This window comes from Haemophilus seminalis, assembly GCF_006384255.1.
GTDB lineage: Bacteria > Pseudomonadota > Gammaproteobacteria > Enterobacterales > Pasteurellaceae > Haemophilus > Haemophilus seminalis.
This window is the reverse complement of record NZ_VCED01000003.1, coordinates 141,314-164,193: the sequence shown is the minus strand read 5'-3', so window position 1 is coordinate 164,193 and position 22,880 is coordinate 141,314. Positions and strand designations below refer to the sequence as shown.

Here is a 22,880-nt window from a genome sequence, read left to right as displayed (position 1 = left end):
TTGATTATAAAATGTGGTAAATAAACATCCTATATTTAAATTATTTGGCATAAATAGTACAAATTAAGTATAAATTTGGACAATAAATAACACGATTGCCGATATACACATAAAAGGTGCAAAGGGTAAGAATCGGGATTTTCGTCGATAAACCAATGTAAAAACGATTCCTAATAAGCACGCTATGAGTAAAAAGTGTGGTAAATGTGACAATGGAGTAAAACTACCTAACCCTAATGACAACCACCAATCACCTTTACCAAAAACTTCCTTACCATAATAAACTTTTGCCCCTCCATAAATGAGCCCAAAAACAAAGAAGAAACCAGCTGAGCTTTGCAAGCTTTCGATTAACGATAAAGGGGAAAAATAGAAATAAGCCCCTAATACGCCTAAAGCAAATAATGCTAAGCAAAGCGTTGGAGAAATAAGTTGATAATGCCAATCAAGGTAACTCATTGTCCAAAGCATAAGAAGTACTACTCCAGCCCATAATAAGAGAGATTCATTTTTTAATATCAAATGCAAAAAGAGAAATAAAAAACCGACACTAAAAAAGTAAACTAAAATATGACCGCACTTTTTCTGTTGAATTGTCGAAGCATCAGGTTGAAAAAATGGGGCATTTTCTGGGAACAATTCAATATAAGCATCATAAATATCTTTCTGTAAACAAGTAATAAACTCCGATACATAGCACCATAAAACTACGCCACTAATCCCACCGAATAAAAATGAGGCTAAGTAAATCATTAAATCACTGCACCCATATTAAAGATAGGTAAATACATCCCCATCATAATAATTCCAATCAGACTGCCGATGATCACCATCATTAATGGTTCCAGCATTTGTGAGAGTAAGTCAATTTGATGATTAAGTTTTTCTTGGTAATTATCCGCGATGTGCTCTAGCATCAAAGCGAGTTTTCCACTTTGTTCGCCAATTTGGAGCATTTGTTGTGCTTCCATCGGGAAAAGATCGCTATTTACACTATGAGAAAAGGCATAACCTTGAGAAACCCATTGTAAAATTGACCGCACTTCTTTATCTAATACGATGTCATTTACAAGCGTTTTCTTGGTTTGCCACGTTTGTGTGCGAGGGAGAAAACTCTCTAGTGCTTGATTAAGCGGTACACCAGCCTGCAACATAATTTGTAAACTTTGACTAAAGTTCACTAAACGTGAAAGCTTTTGAATTGTGCCAAAAATAGGCGTGATAGAAATAAGTTGATTTTTCTTTTGATGAAACCAAGTTTGGCGTTTTAGATAGAAGTTATAAAATAGAAAAAAACTAAAAGCGAAAAATAGCAAAATGCCAATATTTTGCTTAAGAAAATTGGATATAGAGAGCAATATTGCGGTTATTGTTGGTAACTCAGCATTATTGCCACTGTACATTTCAGCAAATTGAGGCACGATAAAAAGTAGTAACGCGAGTGTCAATAATAGAGAAATTCCCAACACCATTGACGGGTACAGCATAATTTTCTGTAATTTGCGTTGTAATGCTAAAGATTGGCTACGATGCGTGGCTATTTTTTTACAAACAACGGAAAGTTTGCCCGTCATTTCTCCCACTTGAATCAGTTGAATTTCTTGTTGAGTGAGATATTTCCCTTGTTGTTCAATGGCTTGTGAGAATACTAAACCAGATTCAATGGATTGAAGCAGTCGTTCAAGCCATTCATTGAGCATAATTTGAGTGCAATTTTGTTGCAAAATTTGCAGACTGTTTTTTAACGGAATTGCGGACTGTAGCAATGTCGCTAATTGATTGAGTAATTCACTGATTTCTGAATTTTTGGGCTTTGCCCCAAATTGCCAGTTTTGTTGTAATTTGATGTGAGTAAGCCCGCGGCTTATTAATTGAAAGTGTGCTTGTTGCTTTGTATCCGCAATAATTGAGCCTTTTTGTTTCTGATTTAATGCGTTACTACCTTGATAATAAAAGAGTTTTTTAGTCATGAGTCTTTACCTAACACACGTTCAATTTCTTTCTCATCTGTTATACCTTGGCTAACTTTTTCTAAACCACTCGCATGTAAATTTTGAAAATCCGTTTGATAGCCATTCTGCTGCCAATATAGAAATTGATACACGCCGATTCGACCTCGATAACCTTGATGGCAATCACAAGAATTTATTAAATTTCCACCGCACTTTGGACAGATTTTTCGTACAAGACGTTGCGCAATGACGAGTAGTAAACTGTTTTCAATTTCATGTTGTTGAATACCGAGTTGTTGTAAGCGAGAAATGGCAGATATTGCATCATTGGTATGTAAAGTTGAAAGCACCAAATGCCCAGTTTGAGCAGCACGTAGTGCAATCATTGCACTTTCTTCATCGCGAATTTCACCTAGCATAATGATATCGGGATCTTGACGTAAAAAAGCGCGCAATAGACGGCTAAAATCTAATCCAATCTGTGGATTAATTTGGCTTTGAATAATGCCATCAAGCTCAATTTCAATGGGATCCTCAGCGGTCATAATATGTTTATCTGGCGTATTCAGCCACTGAAGTGCGGTGTAAAGTGAGATACTTTTCCCACTTCCTGTGGGGCCAGTTACTAAAATTAATCCTTGTGGTTGGCTAAGCGCGCGTTGAAATTCTTTCTGTTGACTTTCAGTCATGCCTAGTTCAGAAAAGCTGAGTTCTACTGGTTTATTTTGCTGTGCTCTCAGGACAACTTTCTCTCCCCAATGGGTTGGTAACGTTGAAAGACGGAAATCAAGAATATCAGAAAACGTAGTTTTAAATTGAAATCGCCCATCTTGTGGAAGGCGGGTTTCACTGATATCTAATTTAGCGAGCAGTTTTAGGCGAGAAATAATTCGATTAGCCAAATTTTTACTAAGTGGAGGCTGAGCTTGTAAAACGCCGTCTATTCTAAACCGCACTTGGAAATGATCCGATAAGGTCTCCAAATGAATATCTGAGGCATTGTTTTGTAAAGCAGATTCAAAAATTTGATTAAGCAAGCGAATGACAGGCTCATCATCTTGTTGTTCAAGATGAGGCTGTTCTTGATGTTGGTAATATTTAACTTGCTCTTCCACTTGAAGTTGATTTGGGGCAAGTTGCTGTAATAGTTCTTTAAGTTGAGTGCTTTCTAATAAAACTGGCTCAACAAGTTTATCGGTTATAAACGCAATAGTTTCACAGGCGGAAAGATTAGAAAGAGAATCTACACCTAGCCAGAGACGATTATTTTCTTCTTTGAGTGGTAACGCAAAATAACGTAAGAGTAGCGACTGTTGTTGCTGATTACGCCCCCATAAATCTGGCGAGATCGTAAATATCTCGCCATTTTGTGCTTTTACACGAGGTTTGGCACTAGTTAAGTCGATCATTTTGAACAGAATCCAGCAGGGAAAATATCGGCATTCGTTGTGCCACAGGTAGTTTTCCATGTAACGCCGTTTGCACTATTGCCTTCAGCAGTAAGTGTGTAACTCATTCCGTCTAATGTACCATTACCCGCTACTGTTATTGCACCGTTGCTTGTTGTCACTGATTTTACATAGCCTTTTGCTGTTGTAATATCAGCCGCAATTCCATTGCTTCCTCCCGAGCAACTGGAAGGTTTACCTGTGCTATAAACGCATAATTCCACGTCTGACTTATAAGGTGCGGAAGCTTGCAGTAATTCGGATACCGCCGCTTTTTTGGTATAATTTTGATAAGAAGGAATAGCGATAGTGGCTAAAATCGCGATAATGGCGATGACTATCATCAATTCAATTAAGGTAAAGCCTTTTTTCAAGGTAGTTTGTGTAGTTAGTTTCATTTATTTTCCTTTCGTTAAGCCTTTATTGGCTGAAATATTGTGAAAAGGGAAAATGGTTTTGTAAAACAGACCGCACTTTTTCTGCGATCCTGATCGCAAAAATAGGAAAAATGTATGCGAAAAATAAAAGATATTGAGAAAGGATTTCTGACTAATTGTCGACAAATTCCATCTCCGCATTTTGATGAGCGCCCAGATTTACAAGATATTTCACTTCTGGTGATCCATTACATTAGCTTACCGCCAGAACAATTTGGTGGCGGATATATAGATGATTTTTTTCAAGGGAAATTAGATCCTAAGATTCATCCTTATTTTGAAGAAATTCATCAAATGCGTGTTTCTGCCCATTGTTTGATTGAACGAGATGGGCGAATCACGCAATATGTTAATTTTAACCAAAGGGCTTGGCATGCTGGATTATCTAGCTTTCAAGGGCGAGAAAAATGTAATGATTTTGCCATTGGAATTGAGTTGGAAGGTAGTAATGAACAACCTTTTACTAATGAGCAGTATTTGGCATTGCAAGAATTAACTAACCTAATCATGAAAAGTTATCCTAAGATTACGAAAGATCGAATTGTTGGGCATTGTGATATTTCGCCAGGACGTAAGATCGATCCAGGTCAATATTTTGATTGGAAGCGTTATTTTGCTAGCCTAAAATAATTTGTTCAAAAATTAGACATTAAAATTTAGAGACTTTTGTGTATTACAAACATTGTCATATTTTGCTGCTAAATACTTGAATTTAAATGGATAAATTTTACCTTGGAATTATCTTGGAAAGGTTTGTTTGAGTTATACAACATTATGGATTTTCTCAACCACAATTTTATCCACAGAAATATTGAATAACTCAAAGAGATGACCAAAAGATCTTTGATGAATGGAATCGCTTTAAAAATTGTATTTTTTTACCGCACTTTCTTCTATTTTTGTATGTAAAAAGTGCGGTTTATTTTTTCTTTAGATTTTTAGATCGAAAATAACTCAATTTATTTTTAAGTTCGATGTGATAAGGATCCTTCCCTGTTTTTACGTGATCAATTCACAATCAGAAATCCGTTATTCACAATGTTATCCACAATCTGTGTATTTTATTGTGTAACTAGCCCTTTGGTTGATAAAAACAGTGATTTATGAAACAATCTGCAGACTATTTTTATATGAAAAATTTAAGGTAAAACGATAGTGATCGATTTTGATGGCTACCGTCCAAATGTGGGTATTGTGATTTGTAATCGCAAAGGGCAAGTGCTTTGGGCGAAGCGCTGTGGGCAAAATTCTTGGCAGTTTCCGCAAGGTGGCATTAATGATAATGAAAGTGCCGAGCAAGCGATGTATCGTGAACTGTACGAGGAAGTAGGTCTACAGCCTAAAGATGTGCGCATTTTATATGTATCTAAGCATTGGTTGCGTTATAAATTACCAAAACGTTTGTTGCGTTATGACAGCAAACCGATGTGTATAGGGCAAAAACAACGCTGGTTTTTGTTGCAGCTTGTTGGCGATGAAAAAAATATCAATATGCAAACAACCAAATCACCAGAATTTGATGGCTGGCGTTGGGTAAGTTTTTGGTATCCTGTTCGCCAAGTTGTATCCTTTAAAAAGGATGTATATCGTAAGGCAATGAAGGAATTTTCTAACATATTGTTCTCAGATAATCCTCCTATTCATACGACGATATATGATACAGAACAAAAGCATTATTCATATAATAAAAAGCGTAATACATCGAAATATTCTAAACGTCCGTTTTATAAAACAAGGAATGATTCATGCTAACTTTTCTCATACTTTGCTTGTTAGTTGGCGCTGTTGTAGGCTTTTTAGCGGGTCTTTTTGGTATTGGTGGTGGATTAGTCATTGTTCCTACGTTAGTCTATCTGCTACCCATTATGGGAGTACCTGAACCGCTTCTCATGTCTACTGCGCTTGGTACTTCTTTTGCCACTATTGTTATCACTGGATTTTCATCAGCGCAACGTCACCATAAATTAGGTAATGTTGTCTGGAAAGCAGTAAAGGTTCTTGCACCTTCCATCATGCTAACTGTCTTTATTTTCGGTTTTTTTATCGGAAAACTGGATCGTGATATTTCATCAAAATTATTTGCCTGCCTAGTTATCTATCTTGCCATAAAAATGGTGTTATCTATTAAACCTAAATCACACAAGAAAATAAAACCTTTAACTACCTTATCTTCCATTATTGGTGGCATTTTAATTGGTATAGCATCCAGTGCCGCGGGTATCGGTGGAGGCGGCTTTATCGTACCATTTTTAACTTCACGTGGTATTGATATGAAAAAGGCTATTGGTTCCTCGGCATTTTGTGGCATGCTACTCGGCACATCTGGGATGTTTAGTTTTATACTAGGAGGCTTAAGTAATCCTAGTATGCCTGAATATTCTTTAGGCTATATTTACTTACCTGCTGTTGTAGGTATTACTACGACATCATTTTTCACTTCAAAACTTGGTGCAAATGCCACTGCAAAACTGCCCGTAACTACATTGAAAAAAGGTTTTGCAGTATTACTAATCGCTATTGCTATTAATATGTTTCTAAAATAAGGGAAATTATGAATCAATACCTAACACTTCCACATTTTGATCCAACCATTTTTACTCTTGGTGATAGCAATATCGGCTTACGTTGGTATGGTTTGATGTATCTTTTGGGTTTTATTTTTGCACGCTGGCTTGCAGTTCGTCGTGCTAATCGTCCAAATAGTGGTTGGACAGTGGATCAAGTTGATACCTTACTGTTCAATGGTTTTATGGGCGTATTTATTGGCGGACGTGTTGGCGATGTATTTTTTTATAATTTGAATCGTTTCTTACAAGAGCCGCTTTATTTATTCCGCGTTTGGGAAGGTGGAATGTCTTTCCATGGTGGCTTAATAGGCGTCATTGTTGCCATGATTTGGACGTCTTATTCACAAAAACGTAATTTTTGGCAAACGGCTGATTTTGTTGCGCCTTTGATTCCGTTTGGTTTAGGTTTAGGCAGAATTGGTAATTTCATTAATCTTGAGCTATGGGGTCGCGAAACGGATGTGCCTTGGGCAATGATTTTCCCGAATGATCCTCTGTTACTACCTCGTCATCCATCACAACTTTATGAAGCTTTTCTAGAAGGCATAGTGTTGTTTGCCATTCTGAATATTTTTATTAAAAAGCCACGTCCAATGGGCTCTGTTGCAGGCTTATTCTTAATTGGTTATGGCGTCTTCCGTTTTATTGTGGAATATGTGCGTGAACCTGAAGTTGAAAACTTCTTTGAGGTCATTACAAGAGGACAAGCGCTTTGTTTACCAATGATTATTGGTGGGACTTTAATTATGGCTTGGGCTTATTCACGCAAAAGTGCGGTAATAAAATAGGAGATTTTTATGAAGCAATATCTTGATCTTTGTCGTCGCATTGTTAATGAAGGTGAATGGATTGCGAATGAGCGTACTGGTAAGCGCTGTCTCACCGTCATTAATGCAGATTTAGAATATGATGTGGCGAATAATCAATTTCCGTTGATAACAACGCGTAAAAGTTATTGGAAAGCGGCAATTGCCGAATTTTTAGGTTATATTCGTGGATATGACAATGCCGCTGATTTCCGCGCACTTGGCACTAAAACTTGGGATGCCAATGCGAATGAAAATACCGCATGGCTAGCGAACCCACACCGTAGAGGTGTTGACGATATGGGGCGCGTATATGGTGTGCAAGGCAGAGCATGGCGTAAACCTAATGGTGAAACCATCGATCAGCTACGCAAAATTGTTAATAATTTGACAAAGGGCATTGATGATAGAGGGGAAATTTTAACCTTCTTTAATCCAGGAGAGTTTGATCTTGGTTGTCTTCGTCCTTGTATGCACACGCATACTTTTTCCCTTGTGGGCGATACTTTACATCTCACTAGTTATCAACGTTCTTGTGATGTTCCGCTTGGATTGAATTTCAACCAAATTCAGGTGTTTACTTTCTTAGCGCTTATGGCTCAGATCACGGGCAAAAAAGCAGGCAAGTCATATCATAAAATTGTGAATGCGCATATTTACGAAGATCAGCTTGAGTTAATGCGTGATGTGCAACTTAAACGCGAGCCTTTTCCATTGCCAAAATTAGAAATCAATCCAGATATAAAAACGCTTGAAGATTTAGAAACTTGGGTCACGATGGATGATTTTAAAGTCATTGGCTATCAATCTCATGATCCGATTAAATATCCGTTTTCCGTCTAATGGATGTAGCAAAAGTGCAGTCAGAATTTGACGAGAAAATGATGCGCTATGCCCTTGATCTTGCCGATAAAGCGGAAGCGTTAGGTGAGATTCCTGTGGGGGCGGTTTTGGTTGATGATGCTGGAAATATTATTGGAGAAGGTTGGAATCTCTCCATTGTTCAAAGCGATCCTACCGCACATGCTGAAATTATCGCTTTGCGTAATGGCGCGAAAAATATTCAAAATTATCGCTTACTGAATACCACGCTTTATGTGACATTGGAGCCTTGCACCATGTGTGCTGGGGCGATTTTGCATAGTAGAATTAAACGCCTTGTGTTCGGCGCTTCTGATTATAAAACTGGGGCTATTGGATCACGTTTCCATTTTTTTGATGACTACAAGATGAATCATACTCTGGAGATTACATCTGGTGTATTAGCAGAAGAGTGTAGTCATAAATTAAGCGCATTTTTTCAGAAACGCCGTGAACAGAAAAAAGCAGAAAAACAAAAACAGCAATTGCATGTAGCATCTTATGAAGAAAGATAATTATTTTTCGCTACGAACAAGAATCAAAAATCGACAGTCATACTCATTATCTTCATCAGCCTGACGATATTCTTCAAATTCAACGATCCATTCGTTCCAATCAAGTGTGGGAAAAAATGTATCTCCTTCAATTTCAGATTGAATTTGTGTAAGATAAAGTTTATCCGCTTTTGGTAAATATTGTTTAAATAATTCACCACCACCGATTAGCATAATTTCATCGCAATCATTCACAAAATTAACCGCACTTTCAAAGCTGTTTTTCCAAATCACCCCTTCATGTTCAAACGGTTGACGAGAAAGTACGATATTTATTCGTTTTGGCAACGGCCTCCCAATACTTTCAAAGGTTTTTCTTCCCATTATTACGGGCTTACCTGTTGTATTACGGCGAAACCATGCCAAATCTGCAGGCAAATGCCAAGGCATCTGATTATCTTTACCGATCACATTATTCAAGGTTGTCGCTACAATTAAACTCAATGTCATAAATTTCCCCTAAAATTTACTTTACTATACCTGATATTAAGTGATTTTTCATTGATTTAGTGATAACGTAAAAATACAAATAAAAAACTTGGAAAAACTTATGACTAAAAAAACAATAGTTGTAAAATTTGGAACAAGTACACTAACACAAGGTACTCCAAAATTAAATTCACCGCATATGATGGAAATTGTTCGTCAAATTGCGCAATTACACCATGATGGATTTCGAATCGTTATCGTTACTTCGGGCGCAATTGCGGCTGGCAGACACTATTTAAATCATCCAAGCTTACCCCCAACAATCGCATCAAAACAATTACTTGCTGCAGTAGGTCAAAGCCAATTAATTCAGGCTTGGGAAAGATTATTTGCTATTTATGATATTCATATTGGACAAATCTTATTAACCCGTGCGGATATTGAAGATCGTGAACGTTTTCTCAATGCTCGCGATACATTACATGCCCTGTTAGATAATCAAATTATTCCTGTGATAAATGAAAATGATGCTGTTGCAACAGCGGAAATTAAGGTCGGTGACAACGATAATTTATCTGCATTAGTGGCTATTCTTGTTCAAGCTGAACAACTTTATCTACTCACAGACCAGCAAGGATTATTTGATAGTGATCCGCGTAAAAACCCAGATGCAAAATTAATTCCAATCGTAGAACAAATCACCGATCATATTCGTGCCATTGCAGGAGGTTCAGGGACAAATCTTGGTACAGGTGGAATGATGACAAAAATTATCGCTGCTGATGTTGCAACGCGTTCAGGTATTGAAACAATTATTGCGCCAGGCAATCAGCCAAATGTAATTGCTGATTTAGCTTATGACCATAATATTGGTACAAAATTTATTGCTCATCAATCTAATCGTTTAGAAAGTCGGAAACAATGGCTTTTTGCAGCCCCTTCCGCTGGCATTATTACAATTGACGATGGTGCAGAACATGCAATGTTAATACAAAACAAATCGCTTCTCCCTGCTGGTATTATTGCAATTGAAGGATGTTTTTCTCGTGGTGAGGTTGTAAAGATTCGTACACAGTCCGGTAAAGATATTGCGCTTGGTATGCCTCGTTATAATAGTGATGCATTACAACTGATTAAAGGTAAAAACTCGACAGAGATTGAATGTATTCTTGGTTATGAATATGGCTCTGTCGCGATGCACCGTGATGATTTGATTATTTTATAAAATGTTTTAACTAAAAAAACCGCACTTTGCTCATTGACCAAAGTGCGGTTTTTTTTACATAATTTTTATGTGTATCAATTTGTTAAATCTTCTTTAAATTCTGGTAATGGCTTATGTTCTGTTGCAATGTAGCTATAAACTACTGGTAAGACAAATAAAGTGAAAACTGTCCCAATAGATAATCCTGCTACGATAACAATCCCCATGCTAAAACGAGATACAGCCCCAGCGCCCGTAGCATAAAGTAATGGAATTAATCCAGCTACCATTGCTGCAGTAGTCATAAGGATCGGACGCAAACGTACTTTCGCAGCTGATGTAATTGCTTCAATACGCGTTTTACCATGATTCAACTGCTCTTCTTTTGCCACTTCACACATTAAAATACCATGTTTGGTAATTAAACCGACTAATGTAATTAATCCAACTTGCGAATAGATATTTAATGTCGTTCCGTCAATTTGGAAAAAAGACAATAAGTTTAATGTGAGTAATGCTCCACTTACTGCTAAAGGCACCGAAATCATAATAACCATTGGATCTCGTATTGATTCAAATTGAATCGCAAGAACCAGGAAAATAATGATAACGGCTAAAATAAATGTCACCGCAAGTGCATTCCCCTCTTGAATAAGCTGGCGAGCCTCTGATTTAAAATCATAAGTATATCCTTGCGGTAAGTTATTTTTGAAATAATCCTGCAACCACGCTATCGCATCACCTGTAGATGAACCTGGCATCGCAACTGCACCAATTTCAGCAGAGTTTAATTGACTAAAACGAGCTAATGACATTGGCTGCGTTTCTAGTTTCATACTAACTAAACTACTTAATGGTACAGATTGTCCATTTGATGCTGTTAAATAATAGTTTTTGAAGCTTTCTGGAAATAAACGATCATCTCGTTTTACTTGCGAAATCACTTTATAAGCACGCCCATCGACATCCACTCGAGTAATCGTTGCACCTGATAAGAAACTCCCCAACGTGTTACTTATTTGTTGCATCGTAATACCATAAGTTCCAGCTTTCTCCTTATCTACAGATATCGTCATTTGGGCCGTATCATAGGCCAAATTTAAATTAGTATAAATAAATTTACCTGATGCTTTCATAGCTTTTTCCAAGCTTTCAGCTGTATTTGCTAACGCTTTGTAATCCTGTGCTGTTTTTAACACAATGGCAATTGGAGGGCCTTGCTCGCCTGTATCTATTTCAGGGAAATTAAACGCAGATACCGATACTTCAGGAATTGATTTTGCTTTCGTATTCAGCTCATTCATTACTGCTGCTTGTTTACGATCTCTTTCTTTCCAATCTTTTAAGGTAATAATATTAAGTGAGCCATTAGAACTTGGCGCCCCCGCAATGCTCATACCAAATGAAACTTCAGGTGTATCCATCACATTCTTCATATATGGTTTCATTGCATTTTGAATATAGTCAACATTAACACTAGATGGGGCATTACCAATTGCCAGAAATGCGCCTTTATCTTCTTTTGGTGTCAATTCACTGGACAGTGAATTAAACAAGAAAGGTAGTGTTGCAAAAATTACCACAGCAAATGTAAGCATACATTTACGATTTTGCATGACAATATCAAGCATATAATCGTAAATTTTATTTACTTTACTTAGTGTATGTTCTACGCGTTGTTCCAGTTTCGTTGGCTTGACATTAGCTTTAAGTAACTTACTACTCATCATTGGTGAAAGTGTCAATGCTACAATACCGGATATAAACACAGCTCCAGCAAGCGTTAATGCAAACTCTTTAAACAGCGTTCCTGTAATTCCTCCCATAAGCGCCATCGGAGAATAAACTGCAATTAGCGCAATCGTCATTGAAATAACAGGCACAGCAATCTCACGTGTTCCTATAATTGCCGCTCGAAATGGTGTTTCACCTTCTTTAATATGACGATCCACATTTTCAAGTACAACGATCGCATCATCTACGACTAAACCAATTGCTAGAATAAGGGCTAATAATGTCATTAAGTTAATAGAAAAATTCAAACTTTGTAACATCATTAGCACGCCAATTAATGAAATTGGAATGGTTAAAACTGGGATTAAAATCGCACGAAGTGAACCCATAAACATCAAAATGACGACTAATACAATAACTGTCGCTTCGATAATCGTTTTAATCACTTCATGTATGGAACTATTAATCGCAATCGTACGATCATAGAGAATATCGGCTTCCATGCTATCAGGGAGTTGCTGCTTAATCGTTTCAAAGAGCGGTCGAATTTTTTCAGCAACAGTTAATGGATTCGCTGTTGAAGTAGGGTTGATCCCTAACACCACAGAATCAGAACCATTCGCTGTTGCGCGTGAGTTATCATTTTCTTTATTCAATTCTATCGTGGCGATATCTCGTAACCGAACAAGCTCATTACCCTTAGTACTAACAATTAAATTGCCTAAATCCTCAACTGATTTTGTTGTGGTTTCAACTTTATTACGATAAGTAACAAAATAGCCATTATCATTACCCGCAGCAGTTTGTACATTGTTTGCAGATAGCGCCGACATCACCGTAGGCGCAGAAAGATTTTGCGCAGCCATTTTTTCAGGATCAAGCCAGATACGTAACGAATACTCTGCCGCACCAAATACTTGTACCTCGGCAACACCTTCTATTGTAAAGAACTGAGGTTTCACCACACGATTAATATAATCGGTAACTTGGCTAGAATCTAATTTTTTTGAACGGAAACTAATATACATAATCCCCGTACCACCTGAAGAGGAAGCCACTGTTGGATCCTCAATACCCTGTGGCAATTCAGAACGTACCGCATTTACCTTAGCAAGCACATCAGCTAATGCTCCTGCAGGATCGGTATTTAATTTCATTTTCACTGTAATGACAGATGCACTAGGTGAACTTGATGATGACATATAATCAATATTGTCCGCCTGAGCAATAGACTCTTCAAGTTTAGATGTCACAAAAGCTTGAATTAAGTTTGCATCTGCACCTGGATAAGCTGTCGTTACCGTAATTACGGTAGTTGTCATTTTAGGATATTCACGCACGGCCAGTTTTGAAATCGCTTGTAATCCTAAAATAATAATAAGCAAGCTAATTGAAATCGCTAAAACAGGGCGACGAATAAAGATATCAGTAAATTTCATTCGTATTTCCTAAGTTGAATTAAAGATTAGTCTTTTTAGCGGGCTCAGAGCCACCAACAATGTCTTTTTCAATCCATTCTACAAGGCTACCATTGCTAATATTTTGCTGCCCCCCTGTAATAATTTTATCACCTGGTTTTATCTCATTACCTTGTAACTGAGAATAAATACCTTGACGATCTTTCGTAAATACAGTGATTTGTTTAGCTCGATACAAACGATCGAATTTATCATTACCTGATAATTTTTCTTTATCTTTGTCTGATAATGGCACCAATAAATAGGCAATTTCACCATACATATTGTAACTAATTGCGACTTGGGGAACGACAACTTGATTTTTCTCTGTAGGTAAGGCTATGCGTAATCGAGAAAACATACCAGAAAGTAATTGGCGACCATCTTCGGGTTCAAAAGTAGCTTGTACATCAACCAAACCCGTTGATGAATTAATTGCAGGTTCAATCGCCGTGATATGAGCTGAAAATGTTTCGCCTTTACGCGCATCCGTCGTTGCTGTAACACGTTGACCAATATGTAATTTATCTAATTCATTTTGAGAAATAGCAAAATCAACCTTCATTGAACTCGTATCTTCTACACGAACAATTTCTGTACCAATATTGACATATTGCCCTACATTAACTTTAACAATACCCGTTTTTCCATCAAATGGCGCAACAATACTACGGCGCTCAATGGTTGCTTTTAGAGATTCAATATTGGCTAGTTGAGCATCATATGCTGATTTTGCATTATCAACATCTTGACGAGATGCCGCATTACTTTTTAAAAGATTTGCATAACGTTGATAAGTCTGACGAAGTGCTGGAAGTTGAGCTTCTGCAGCTTGTAAACTTGCACGTTCAACAGAACTATCTAGCTCCACTAAGCGATCACCTTTTTTCACTGATTGTCCATTTTGAACAAATACATGTGAAACGCTCCCCGCATTTTGTGCACTTAACATTGCCCCTTGATTTGGACGAACAAGACCTGTTGTATTAATTACAGGTGTCCATTCGCTAGGCTTAACCTCTAAGGCAGTTACTGGATTCGTTGACTCAGGCATATTGGCTAGAAATTTTCCAATCATCATGTTGCGAATAAAACTAAAAGCAATAACGCCCGCAAAAATTAAGACAAAAACAGCCAAAATCACTTTCATAAAGAAAGCATGTGAACGTTTTGGTCTCTGAGATTGAGTTTGACTCATTTTTAAAGCTCCGTAATAAAAGATAACGACTATTTCTGAATTGCTCGCCAAGAGCGTTCAATGATAGATTCTAAAATGTCCTCAGTAAGTACTACATCAAAAAACTTAAGCTCAGATGCAATAATCACCGCTCTTTTTAAACTTAATAAAAAAAGTAAATGATTTGGCAAAATAGCAAGTATGCCAGCCTGCTGAGCTTTTTTACAAAAAAGCTCCCAGCGGCTATTAATTGTCATTTTCTTACAAACTTCAATAAAGTTTGGTAAAGATTGGTATTGATTCAGATTTGATAAAATTGTTGGATGTTCTTTCAGGAAATACCAGATATTCCACCACATCCGTCGGTATTGCTCGAAAAAAGACATTGTTTCATCGTAATCCTTTTCAAGCGTCGCCATAAACATCGCAAACACACGATGAGCAAATTGTTCAAGCAATTCATCTTTATTTTTAAAATAAAGGTAAATGGTGCCAGCTGCTATATTCGCTTCTTTTGCAAGCTTATGCATAGAAAGTTGATTTAAACCTTCTTTTGCCATCAAGCGATCCATAGCTAGAAAAATTTGCTCAGTTAAATCAGACTTTGCTTGTCGCATAAAATCCTTAGATAAAATATATTGATACACCAAATGAATGAACGTTCATTTTATTGTTTTTTTGTTTTTTAGCAAGTTAAAAAACACAAAAGCACAACGAAAATGGGCAACATTTAAAAGCTAGATTTTTTAATCAACTTTTAAATGTTGCCCATTTTGACCGCACTTTTGATTGGGAGAATAAAAAGCTAAATTGGCTCTAGTCCTAATACTTTACGACCGTTAATACTTGCGATGTTGACCATTTCATCCAAGTATGGGAAACGGCAGCCCGCAGCCAATAGGCTTAATTCTTGCCATAAATCGCCTTCACATAATGGCACCATATAATCGCAAATATTATCTGTACCTAGGGCAACAGTGATACCTTCGGGGAGCATTTCATCTGCTGGCGTGAGCGCATTATGGAATGGCATAAGATCTTCTTTGCGATTACTGTCAATCCATGCCATAGGACAGGCGATCATCATCATTTTGGCTTTACGCATTTTTTCGTAAAGTTTGTAGCGATATTCTTTTGAATGTGAGCCAATGGAAATACCGTGGATACCCACAACTCGCCCCTCCATTCCATGTTCAATGGTTTTATCGCAAAGTTGCTCAGTTTCTTTTTCACTTGGATTGTTGAATTGGTCGACATGTACATGACACATAATCCCAAGAGATTTGGCTTTATCTAACAAAATATCCATCGCCTCTAGACCGCGTCCATAATCCAATTCGTCACGATATGGTAAGCCACCAATCATGTCTACCATTTCCGCACCAATATCAAACCATTTACGCGCAGTGGGTTCGATTACCCCTTTTAAAGTTTGATTGGCAAATTTCAAAATAATGTCATGTTTATACACTTCACGGGCTTTATGTGCGGCAATAATTGCACGATCTTCACAAATTGGGTCTATATCGACAAAGGTACCAAATGCGGTAACACCTTGGGATATCATTAATTCAATAGATTGGCAAAAACGTGCGTAATAATCATCAACACTGGAAGTGCGTTTTACTTCATCCACTAAATCCCATTTTTGTTGCAAATTACTACTATGATAAATCCCAATTTTCTCTGGCGTCATCGTAAAAGCGCGATCAGCATGTGCATGGGCATTTACCCATCCGCCTTTTTTGATAATTTCATCGCAAATATAGGTTTTAAAACTACAAACGTGGCTTTTCATACAAACTCCGTAAAAAAGAAAGGATAAAAAGACGAGAATGTATATTAATTGAAAGGTACTGTAAGTACGGCGAGAAGCATTATGATAATGTTATGAAAAACTCACGGATTTTCATTAATAACATTTTTCAGTCTTAAACTGAGTCATGAGTATAAAGGCTTAAGGGCAAAAAATCTATTCTTTTATGCCCTTATAGGCTATTTTTCAAAGAAGAAATTTTGTAATTGGAAGGCTTCTAAGAAGATTCCAAGTGGCGGTCTATCTAACGATTGCTCAATATAATCTTTATCGAATTTTTTGTAATTACCTTTGCGATCAATGTGATATTGTGTTCCATCTGGTTGAATCACCACATTCCAGTGGAAATTAGAGGCAAGCACCCAGTCATCACCCTTAAGATCAAAGAGATTGCGTCCCTGACTATAATCCATCAACGGGTTTTCTACACCGAACACCGTTTGCATTAATGCAGAGAAAATATCCGCATGATTACTTAATCCATTTTGTTTGCCTACCGGTAAATCTTTCCAATATACAAGCAATGGCACTTGAACCTCATCGCGACCAAAGTAGTTTTCTCACTCTTTTTCATTCATTTCATTAAAGGTTAAACCATGCTCTGACGTGATGATGACTAATGCATTTTCAAGCGGTGTACTTTCTAACGCTTTTGCTAAAAGAGAATCAATGTCTTGCAAAGTGCGGTCATAATCTGATGTTTTTTTAGCCTCCAAGGCTAAGTCTAAATAAGCAAACCAAGGGAGTCTGTTTTTTGTGCTTTAATAAAATCATTGAGATTTTTTACCGCACTTTCATTATTTGGTTTGTTGGTTTTATTCGATGAAAGTTTTATTTCACGAAATAATGCTTGGCGGAAGACGCTATCTTTGAAATTCGTAGCAGAAAATAAACCCAATTGATAATGTTCAGCACGTAATTTTTCGATTAAAACAGATTGAGTATGATTGCTTAAAATGCTATCGGTGTAATTTGCATTTAGCCCGTAAAATAACCCAATCAAGCCCGCGTTATTACTATTGCCTGTACTGTAATGATTAGTGAATTCTGTTGAACTTGTTGCAAATTCAGCAAGTTTTGGCATCTTTTCATTAGAAATCGCATCATGGCGTAAACTCGAAACCGTTACGAGCAGAATATTAGGTTTGTGCGTAATTGGTGCATAAGTGAGTTCTTTTTTCGGATAATCAATTTTTAAGGCATCTAAACAGCCTTCTTGCGCCAATTTTTGCGTATATTCCTCTCCATCCAAGAAACCGTGTTTTTCTAAAAAAAGAACGAGCTATCATTGGATAAGATAAAGGGAAATTAGATCGTTGCATGGTGATAGGACGATACAAATAAGCATCTGCCCAAGCATAAATTAAATGCGTCGCAATTAACGTTGCAGTTAAGAATATACCTGTGCCTTTTAGCCATTTTGGGCGTTCAAGACTGCGTAACTTTTCCCAACTCCAGCGAGAAAATAACATTTGAGCCAGTAAAATTATTGGCATTAGTGCAAAGAAAATTTGCCAATCGCGTGACATTTCACCATTTTCTGGATTAACCAGTAAATTCCATACAACAGAGGATAAATGCAGATTAAAACGATTGAAAACGGCGGTATCAAATAATAATAAGGTTGTACAAATCGTGGAAAAAATCACCGCACTTAACCTGTAAAATTAACTGATTGATTACATACCAATCACCACGCAATCTGCGACACTCTTTGCTTTACTCTGAGCTTGCATTGCTGCATCTCGATTAGCAAAATTTCCAATTCGCACTCTATTCCATTCACCGTTTACTTGTACTTGTGCATTTAAACCTGTCATTGCCAATCTTCCCTGTAAATTTTCAGCCTGGGCCCGGTTCTTAAAAGCACCACACTGTAAACCAAACTTCTTACTGATATTTTCATTCTCTGTAGTTTTCGGCTCAACAGTTTTAATAGATTCCACTTTTTTCGCTGTATCTAATTTAGCTTGTTTAGCTTTTTTTTCGGCTTCAGTGCTAAGAGTGTCAATTTTTACGGTTTCCACTTTTTTGACTTGCTCTGTTTTAGCCGGTGATGATTGCTGAACCACCGTACTTTTTGATAAATTATCAACCTTAGTAGATCCTTGAGCTTCTTGTTGTTCAGCTAATTTACGAGCTTCCTCTGCTGCTTTTTGATCTTTCTCCATTTGGATTAAGACTTGACGTTGTTCTTCTGTTAAACGCATATTTTTTTCTACACTTGATGGCTTATCATCAACAGGCACTGTACGCGTTTCTAATGCTTTAATATAACTCCAAACTTCTTCAGGACGATTAGGTAAAATACTTTTAGGCTGCATTTTTTCTATTTGAGGAGTAATTTCTTTCACTACTTTTTCCTCTGTTTTATTTTTCAGAAAATAAAGCCCAATACCAAATGCAAAGACAACTGCAACCATCATCCCGATTAAAATATTCTTGTTTTTTCCTTTTTTCTTACTTACGCCACGACGCGCAACAAAATCTCGATGAGCCACGATAAATCCCTAAACTTTGAGTAATCTTTTTAATCATTTTATAAAACTTGGCGATTTTACTGAAAAATTCACTTTTTTTCTAGGATAAAAATCAGATAAAAAAATACCGCACTTTTAAAGAGTACGGTATTTTCCTATACATTGCTGAAAGAATTATTTCTCTTCTTTCTTAAATCCTGATTCGACATCTTTCATATCGGGTAACTTATGTGCAATACCTTTATGACAATCGATACAAGTTTTACCATTTTCTTCAGCGAACTTATGCATCTTCGCCGCTACGCCTTTTTGTTGAGAACGATCCATACGATCCATTTTATGGCAGTTACGACATTCTTGAGAATCATTCGCTTTCATACGTGCCCACTCATTTTCAGCCATATGTAAACGACGTTCATTGAATTTCTCAATAGTATCCACTTTACCAGTATAAAATGCATAAACTTCTTTTGCTGCAACAATTTTACGCAATATTTTTGGACCAAACTCATGTGGAACATGACAATCTGGACAGCTCGCGCCTACACCTGTACGTGTTTGAAAATGGGTACTATGCAAATATTCAGGATAAACATCATTTGTATGACAGCTTGAACAGAATTTTTCTGTATTGGTTTCAGCTAGACCATAATTAAAGCCCACCCAAGCCAAAATTCCTGCAATAAATGCAAGTGAAATGATTGTTCCCACCGCAATTCGGCTTGGTGTTCTGAACCAATGCCAAAAAGATTTAATTAAATTTGTTAATTTTTTCATTTTTGCTCACCTTAATGATGTTGGTTCAAATATTTATCTGAAGAATGACCAAATTCTTTGAGCGTTTCCTCAAATTTTTCTTTATATTCAGGCGTTTTAGTCACTTGTGGTAACGGTTGATCTGCTTTTCTATCATAACCTGGCGTAGAGCGATATGTTTGTTCAACAATCGGTTTTGCATCAGTTTGTGGAACATGACATTGTAAACAGAAATAACGACGTGCAGAGACTGTATCACCTAAATGCCCTTCACGATCATAAAAGTGAGTTTTACTTGGTACAGTAGCGCCAACAAGTTGAGCTACATCAGCATTATGGCATTCTAAACAACGGTTTGTGTTTTTACTCACTTGCATCCCTTTAATACTGTGTGGTACTACAGGTGGTGCAAAAAGCATATCACGAGGTTGGATACCTGTATCTTTTAGGTTATTTTTAAACTCAGGTTGAATTGCTTCATGTGCATTTTCAACACCTGATTTCACCACTTCTACATTAGTATTCGGATAAACTTCAGCATGAAGCATTGCTGAACATCCCAATAATGCCATAATCATGGCCATCATCTTTTTCATTTTTCACTCCATTTGTGAATTTATTTTCACAAAATTGGCATAAGCCGTTAAAAAATACGATAAAGTGCGGCCATATTTCTATTATTTTACTATGACCGCATACGTTTTACGCTTTTACTACTTTAACTGCACATTTTTTATAGTCAGTTTCTTTTGAAATTGGGTCTGCCGCATCTAAAGTTAAGCGGTTAACTTGCTGACCCGCATCAAAGAACATAGTGAAAACCAAACCGCGAGGTGGTTTATTACGTCCACGTGTATCTAAATAAGACACCATCTCACCACGACGAGTAATCAATTTAATTTTATCGCCATGACGCATTCCACGTGCCTCAGCATCTAGTGGATGCATATATACAACATTGTTTGGGAATGAACGGTGAATTTCTGGTACACGACGTGTCATAGTACCTGTATGCCAATGTTCTAAAACACGGCCAGTACATAACCACATATCGTATTCTTCATCTGGTGATTCTGCAGGAGCCTCATAAGGTGCGGCAAAAATAACCGCTCTTTTATCTTTTTGACCATAGAAATCTACTTCACGGTCTTTAGAAGCAAAGAAGTCATAGCCCTTACGATAACGCCAACGTGTTTCAACACCATTTACGACAGGCCAACGTAATCCGCGAACTTCTTCACTTTGATACATATCATATGGTGCTAAATCGTGTCCGTGACCACGACCAAACTCAGCATATTCTTCAAATAAACCTTTTTGTAAATAGAAGCCAAAATGCTCAGCATCATCATTTAAATGATCTGTTGGTTTTTCAAATTTATTCACGTTGCCATTTAAATAAAGCACTTCATATAACGTTTTACCTTTAAATTGCGGATTAGCGTCAAGCAATTCTTTTGGCCAGACTTCATCAGTTTTAAAATATTTAGAAAACTCAAGAACTTGCCATAAATCAGATTTTGCCTCACCGGGTGCTTTTACTTGCTGTTTCCATGCTTGGGTACGACGCTCAGCGTTACCAAAAGCCCCTTCTTTTTCCACCCACATTGCAGTTGGTAAAATTAAGTCAGCAGCTACTGCACTTGCTGTTGGATAAGGATCCGATACAACAATAAAGTTTTGTGGATCTCGCCAAGCTGGCATACGTTCCTGATTACTATTTGGGCCCGACTGCATATGGTTATTACACATTTGCCAGTAAACATTGATTTTGCCATCTTTCATTGCACGGTCAATTTCATTAATTGACAAACCAACTTGTGTTTGCACCGCACCAGCTGGCAACTTCCAAATACTTTCTGCTTTTGCCACATGTTGTGGGTTTGTAACAAGCATATCCGCAGGTAAACGATGTGGGAATGTTCCAACTTCACGAGCAGTACCACAAGCAGATGGTTGACCCGTCAAAGAGAATGGGTGATTACCTGGTTTAGAAATCTTGCCTGTTAATAAATGTAAACTATGTAACATTTGGTTTAACCACACACCACGAGTATGTTGGTTAACTCCCATTGTCCAGAATGAAGTAACATTTGTTTTTGGATCAGCATATGCCTGTGCAAGTGCTTCTAATTGATTTTTAGGAACCCCGGTTAGTTTATGGGTATACTCAAGATCATACTCTGATACAAATTTCTTATATTCATCAAAGGTAAAATCAAGCATTTTACCCGCACCTTTCCCCGCATTTTTCGCAGCTTTTTCTAAAGCATGATCGGGTCTAAGTGCATAACCAATATCTGTTGTAGCCTTTTTAAATTTAGTATTTTCTGCAACAAATTTCTCATCTACACCACCATTTTGGATGATATAGTTTGAAATATAGTTAGCAATAGCTAGGTCTGTTTGAGGAATGAATACAATGCCATAATCTGCTAATTCAAATGAACGATGTTCAAACGTTGAAAGAACAAAAATTTTCAGATCTGGGTGGTTTAATTTGCGATCGGCAATACGTGACCACAAAATTGGGTGCATTTCAGCCATATTAGAGCCCCAAAGCACCATAACATCCGCATTCTCGATGTCATCATAACATCCCATCGGTTCATCAACACCAAAGGTACGAATAAATCCAGTTGCGGCAGATGCCATACATTGACGCGCATTTGGATCAATATTGTTTGAACGTAAACCAGCTTTATAGAATTTAGATTTTGCGTAGCCTTCAATAACTGTAGTTTGACCAGAGCAGTAATGTGCAACAGAACTTGGACCTTTCTTACGAATTGCTTCTTTGGTTTTATCCGCAAATACAGTAAATGCAGTTTCCCAACTTACTGGCGTAAACTCACCATTTTTATCATATTTACCATCTTTCATTCGAAGCAATGGCTGGGTTAAACGATCCTTACCATACATAATTTTAGATAAGAACAACCCTTTAATACAATTCAATCCACGGTTTACTTCAGCATCTGGATCGGCATAAGTAGCAACTACACGCCCATCCTGTGTACCAACCATTACACTACAACCTGTACCACAGAAACGGCAAGGTGCTTTTTCCCAATGAATATCTTTATTGATATTTTCTTCCGCTGCAACATTTTTGATTGGAATACTAATACCAGCAGCAACTGCTGCCGCTGCAGCAGCATTTGCCTTCATAAAGTCACGACGACTTATGCTCATAGTGTTT

20 protein-coding genes and 1 pseudogene are annotated in these 22,880 nt (G+C 37.3%); 7 read left to right on the top strand and 14 right to left on the bottom strand.

Features of this window, described 5'->3' with window-relative positions; all coding sequences use genetic code 11:
• Positions 1-63 precede the first annotated feature (63 nt).
• The 4 genes from FE813_RS05120 to ppdD are packed head-to-tail and all read right to left on the bottom strand — an operon-like array spanning position 64 to position 3,798.
• Complete coding sequence (locus FE813_RS05120; protein WP_065265374.1) at positions 64-753, bottom strand: prepilin peptidase; 690 nt, start codon at positions 751-753, stop codon at positions 64-66.
• Positions 753-1,970 (bottom strand): type II secretion system F family protein, encoded by a 1,218-nt coding sequence (locus FE813_RS05115; RefSeq protein WP_139989738.1) that lies wholly within the window; start codon positions 1,968-1,970, stop codon positions 753-755. The genes FE813_RS05120 and FE813_RS05115 overlap by 1 nt, the downstream gene beginning before the upstream one ends.
• Positions 1,967-3,361, bottom strand: a complete 1,395-nt coding sequence (locus tag FE813_RS05110; protein WP_139989737.1) for a GspE/PulE family protein — start codon at positions 3,359-3,361, stop codon at positions 1,967-1,969. The genes FE813_RS05115 and FE813_RS05110 overlap by 4 nt, the downstream gene beginning before the upstream one ends.
• The gene (ppdD, locus tag FE813_RS05105) at positions 3,358-3,798 is read right to left on the bottom strand and encodes a prepilin peptidase-dependent pilin (RefSeq protein WP_046938705.1); all 441 of its coding nucleotides are present in this window, start codon (positions 3,796-3,798) and stop codon (positions 3,358-3,360) included. The genes FE813_RS05110 and ppdD overlap by 4 nt, the downstream gene beginning before the upstream one ends.
• 114 nt (positions 3,799-3,912) lie before the next feature.
• Here ppdD and ampD point away from each other — a divergent pair, with 114 nt between their 5' ends.
• From ampD to tadA, 6 genes are all read left to right on the top strand, one after another.
• Complete coding sequence (ampD, locus tag FE813_RS05100; protein WP_139989736.1) at positions 3,913-4,467, top strand: 1,6-anhydro-N-acetylmuramyl-L-alanine amidase AmpD; 555 nt, start codon at positions 3,913-3,915, stop codon at positions 4,465-4,467.
• Between the two features lie 525 nt (positions 4,468-4,992).
• The gene (gene rppH / locus FE813_RS05095) at positions 4,993-5,589 is read left to right on the top strand and encodes an RNA pyrophosphohydrolase (RefSeq protein WP_065250245.1); all 597 of its coding nucleotides are present in this window, start codon (positions 4,993-4,995) and stop codon (positions 5,587-5,589) included.
• Positions 5,583-6,380 carry a sulfite exporter TauE/SafE family protein gene (locus FE813_RS05090; protein ID WP_139989735.1) on the top strand — a complete coding sequence of 266 codons (798 nt, stop codon included), beginning with the start codon at positions 5,583-5,585 and terminating at the stop codon, positions 6,378-6,380. The genes rppH and FE813_RS05090 overlap by 7 nt, the downstream gene beginning before the upstream one ends.
• An 8-nt stretch (positions 6,381-6,388) precedes the next feature.
• A complete protein-coding gene (lgt, locus tag FE813_RS05085; protein ID WP_306468510.1) occupies positions 6,389-7,192 on the top strand; it encodes a prolipoprotein diacylglyceryl transferase in 804 nt (267 codons plus the stop codon).
• 9 nt (positions 7,193-7,201) lie between these two features.
• The gene (locus FE813_RS05080; RefSeq protein WP_139989733.1) at positions 7,202-8,053 is read left to right on the top strand and encodes a thymidylate synthase; all 852 of its coding nucleotides are present in this window, start codon (positions 7,202-7,204) and stop codon (positions 8,051-8,053) included.
• Positions 8,053-8,586, top strand: a complete 534-nt coding sequence (tadA, locus tag FE813_RS05075) for a tRNA adenosine(34) deaminase TadA (protein ID WP_139989732.1) — start codon at positions 8,053-8,055, stop codon at positions 8,584-8,586. Before FE813_RS05080 ends, tadA begins: the two co-directional genes overlap by 1 nt.
• Here the strand turns inward: tadA and folA are convergent, their stop codons facing one another.
• Positions 8,587-9,075 carry a type 3 dihydrofolate reductase gene (gene folA, locus FE813_RS05070; RefSeq protein ID WP_065265383.1) on the bottom strand — a complete coding sequence of 163 codons (489 nt, stop codon included), beginning with the start codon at positions 9,073-9,075 and terminating at the stop codon, positions 8,587-8,589.
• 100 nt (positions 9,076-9,175) lie between these two features.
• On the opposite strand from folA, the gene proB reads away from it, so the two are divergent.
• Positions 9,176-10,279, top strand: coding sequence for a glutamate 5-kinase (gene proB, locus FE813_RS05065; RefSeq protein ID WP_048952799.1), 1,104 nt, complete (start codon positions 9,176-9,178; stop codon positions 10,277-10,279).
• A 74-nt stretch (positions 10,280-10,353) separates the two neighbouring features.
• On the opposite strand, the gene acrB is transcribed toward proB, so the two are convergent.
• The 9 genes and pseudogenes from acrB to napA all read right to left on the bottom strand — a co-directional run bounded on the left by acrB (position 10,354) and on the right by napA (position 22,873).
• Positions 10,354-13,431, bottom strand: coding sequence for a multidrug efflux RND transporter permease subunit AcrB (acrB, locus tag FE813_RS05060; protein ID WP_139989731.1), 3,078 nt, complete (start codon positions 13,429-13,431; stop codon positions 10,354-10,356).
• 19 nt (positions 13,432-13,450) lie between these two features.
• Entirely contained in the window at positions 13,451-14,647 is a 1,197-nt protein-coding gene (acrA, locus tag FE813_RS05055) for a multidrug efflux RND transporter periplasmic adaptor subunit AcrA (RefSeq protein ID WP_048952797.1), read from the bottom strand.
• 29 nt (positions 14,648-14,676) lie between these two features.
• Positions 14,677-15,243 carry an efflux transporter AcrAB transcriptional repressor AcrR gene (acrR, locus tag FE813_RS05050; RefSeq protein ID WP_106013956.1) on the bottom strand — a complete coding sequence of 189 codons (567 nt, stop codon included), beginning with the start codon at positions 15,241-15,243 and terminating at the stop codon, positions 14,677-14,679.
• A 188-nt stretch (positions 15,244-15,431) separates the two neighbouring features.
• On the bottom strand, positions 15,432-16,424 hold the full coding sequence (locus tag FE813_RS05045; protein ID WP_139989730.1) for an amidohydrolase family protein: 993 nt from the start codon (positions 16,422-16,424) through the stop codon (positions 15,432-15,434).
• Positions 16,425-16,621: 197 nt separating this feature from the next.
• A pseudogene (locus tag FE813_RS10800) lies at positions 16,622-18,106 on the bottom strand (DUF3413 domain-containing protein); the annotation flags it as partial.
• Between the two features lie 15 nt (positions 18,107-18,121).
• On the bottom strand, positions 18,122-18,943 hold the full coding sequence (gene ftsN / locus FE813_RS05035) for a cell division protein FtsN (protein WP_139989728.1): 822 nt from the start codon (positions 18,941-18,943) through the stop codon (positions 18,122-18,124).
• A gap of 153 nt (positions 18,944-19,096) precedes the next feature.
• A complete protein-coding gene (locus FE813_RS05030) occupies positions 19,097-19,699 on the bottom strand; it encodes a NapC/NirT family cytochrome c (RefSeq protein ID WP_048952794.1) in 603 nt (200 codons plus the stop codon).
• An 11-nt stretch (positions 19,700-19,710) separates the two neighbouring features.
• Complete coding sequence (locus tag FE813_RS05025; protein WP_048952793.1) at positions 19,711-20,274, bottom strand: nitrate reductase cytochrome c-type subunit; 564 nt, start codon at positions 20,272-20,274, stop codon at positions 19,711-19,713.
• 106 nt (positions 20,275-20,380) lie between these two features.
• Complete coding sequence (gene napA / locus FE813_RS05020; RefSeq protein WP_048952792.1) at positions 20,381-22,873, bottom strand: nitrate reductase catalytic subunit NapA; 2,493 nt, start codon at positions 22,871-22,873, stop codon at positions 20,381-20,383.
• Positions 22,874-22,880: the final 7 nt, after the last annotated feature.

Bases quoted from the DNA above. Each gene is read 5' to 3' on its own strand.
- FE813_RS05120 (WP_065265374.1), bottom strand. From the start codon at position 753: ATGATTTACTTAGCCTCATTTTTATTCGGTGGGATTAGTGGCGTAGTT.
- FE813_RS05115 (WP_139989738.1), bottom strand. From the start codon at position 1,970: ATGACTAAAAAACTCTTTTATTATCAAGGTAGTAACGCATTAAATCAG.
- FE813_RS05110 (WP_139989737.1), bottom strand. From the start codon at position 3,361: ATGATCGACTTAACTAGTGCCAAACCTCGTGTAAAAGCACAAAATGGC.
- ppdD (WP_046938705.1), bottom strand. From the start codon at position 3,798: ATGAAACTAACTACACAAACTACCTTGAAAAAAGGCTTTACCTTAATT.
- ampD (WP_139989736.1), top strand. From the start codon at position 3,913: ATGCGAAAAATAAAAGATATTGAGAAAGGATTTCTGACTAATTGTCGA.
- FE813_RS05090 (WP_139989735.1), top strand. From the start codon at position 5,583: ATGCTAACTTTTCTCATACTTTGCTTGTTAGTTGGCGCTGTTGTAGGC.
- lgt (WP_306468510.1), top strand. From the start codon at position 6,389: ATGAATCAATACCTAACACTTCCACATTTTGATCCAACCATTTTTACT.
- FE813_RS05080 (WP_139989733.1), top strand. From the start codon at position 7,202: ATGAAGCAATATCTTGATCTTTGTCGTCGCATTGTTAATGAAGGTGAA.
- tadA (WP_139989732.1), top strand. From the start codon at position 8,053: ATGGATGTAGCAAAAGTGCAGTCAGAATTTGACGAGAAAATGATGCGC.
- folA (WP_065265383.1), bottom strand. From the start codon at position 9,075: ATGACATTGAGTTTAATTGTAGCGACAACCTTGAATAATGTGATCGGT.
- proB (WP_048952799.1), top strand. From the start codon at position 9,176: ATGACTAAAAAAACAATAGTTGTAAAATTTGGAACAAGTACACTAACA.
- acrB (WP_139989731.1), bottom strand. From the start codon at position 13,431: ATGAAATTTACTGATATCTTTATTCGTCGCCCTGTTTTAGCGATTTCA.
- acrA (WP_048952797.1), bottom strand. From the start codon at position 14,647: ATGAGTCAAACTCAATCTCAGAGACCAAAACGTTCACATGCTTTCTTT.
- acrR (WP_106013956.1), bottom strand. From the start codon at position 15,243: ATGCGACAAGCAAAGTCTGATTTAACTGAGCAAATTTTTCTAGCTATG.
- FE813_RS05045 (WP_139989730.1), bottom strand. From the start codon at position 16,424: ATGAAAAGCCACGTTTGTAGTTTTAAAACCTATATTTGCGATGAAATT.
- FE813_RS05030 (WP_048952794.1), bottom strand. From the start codon at position 19,699: ATGAAAAAATTAACAAATTTAATTAAATCTTTTTGGCATTGGTTCAGA.
- FE813_RS05025 (WP_048952793.1), bottom strand. From the start codon at position 20,274: ATGAAAAAGATGATGGCCATGATTATGGCATTATTGGGATGTTCAGCA.
- napA (WP_048952792.1), bottom strand. From the start codon at position 22,873: ATGAGCATAAGTCGTCGTGACTTTATGAAGGCAAATGCTGCTGCAGCG.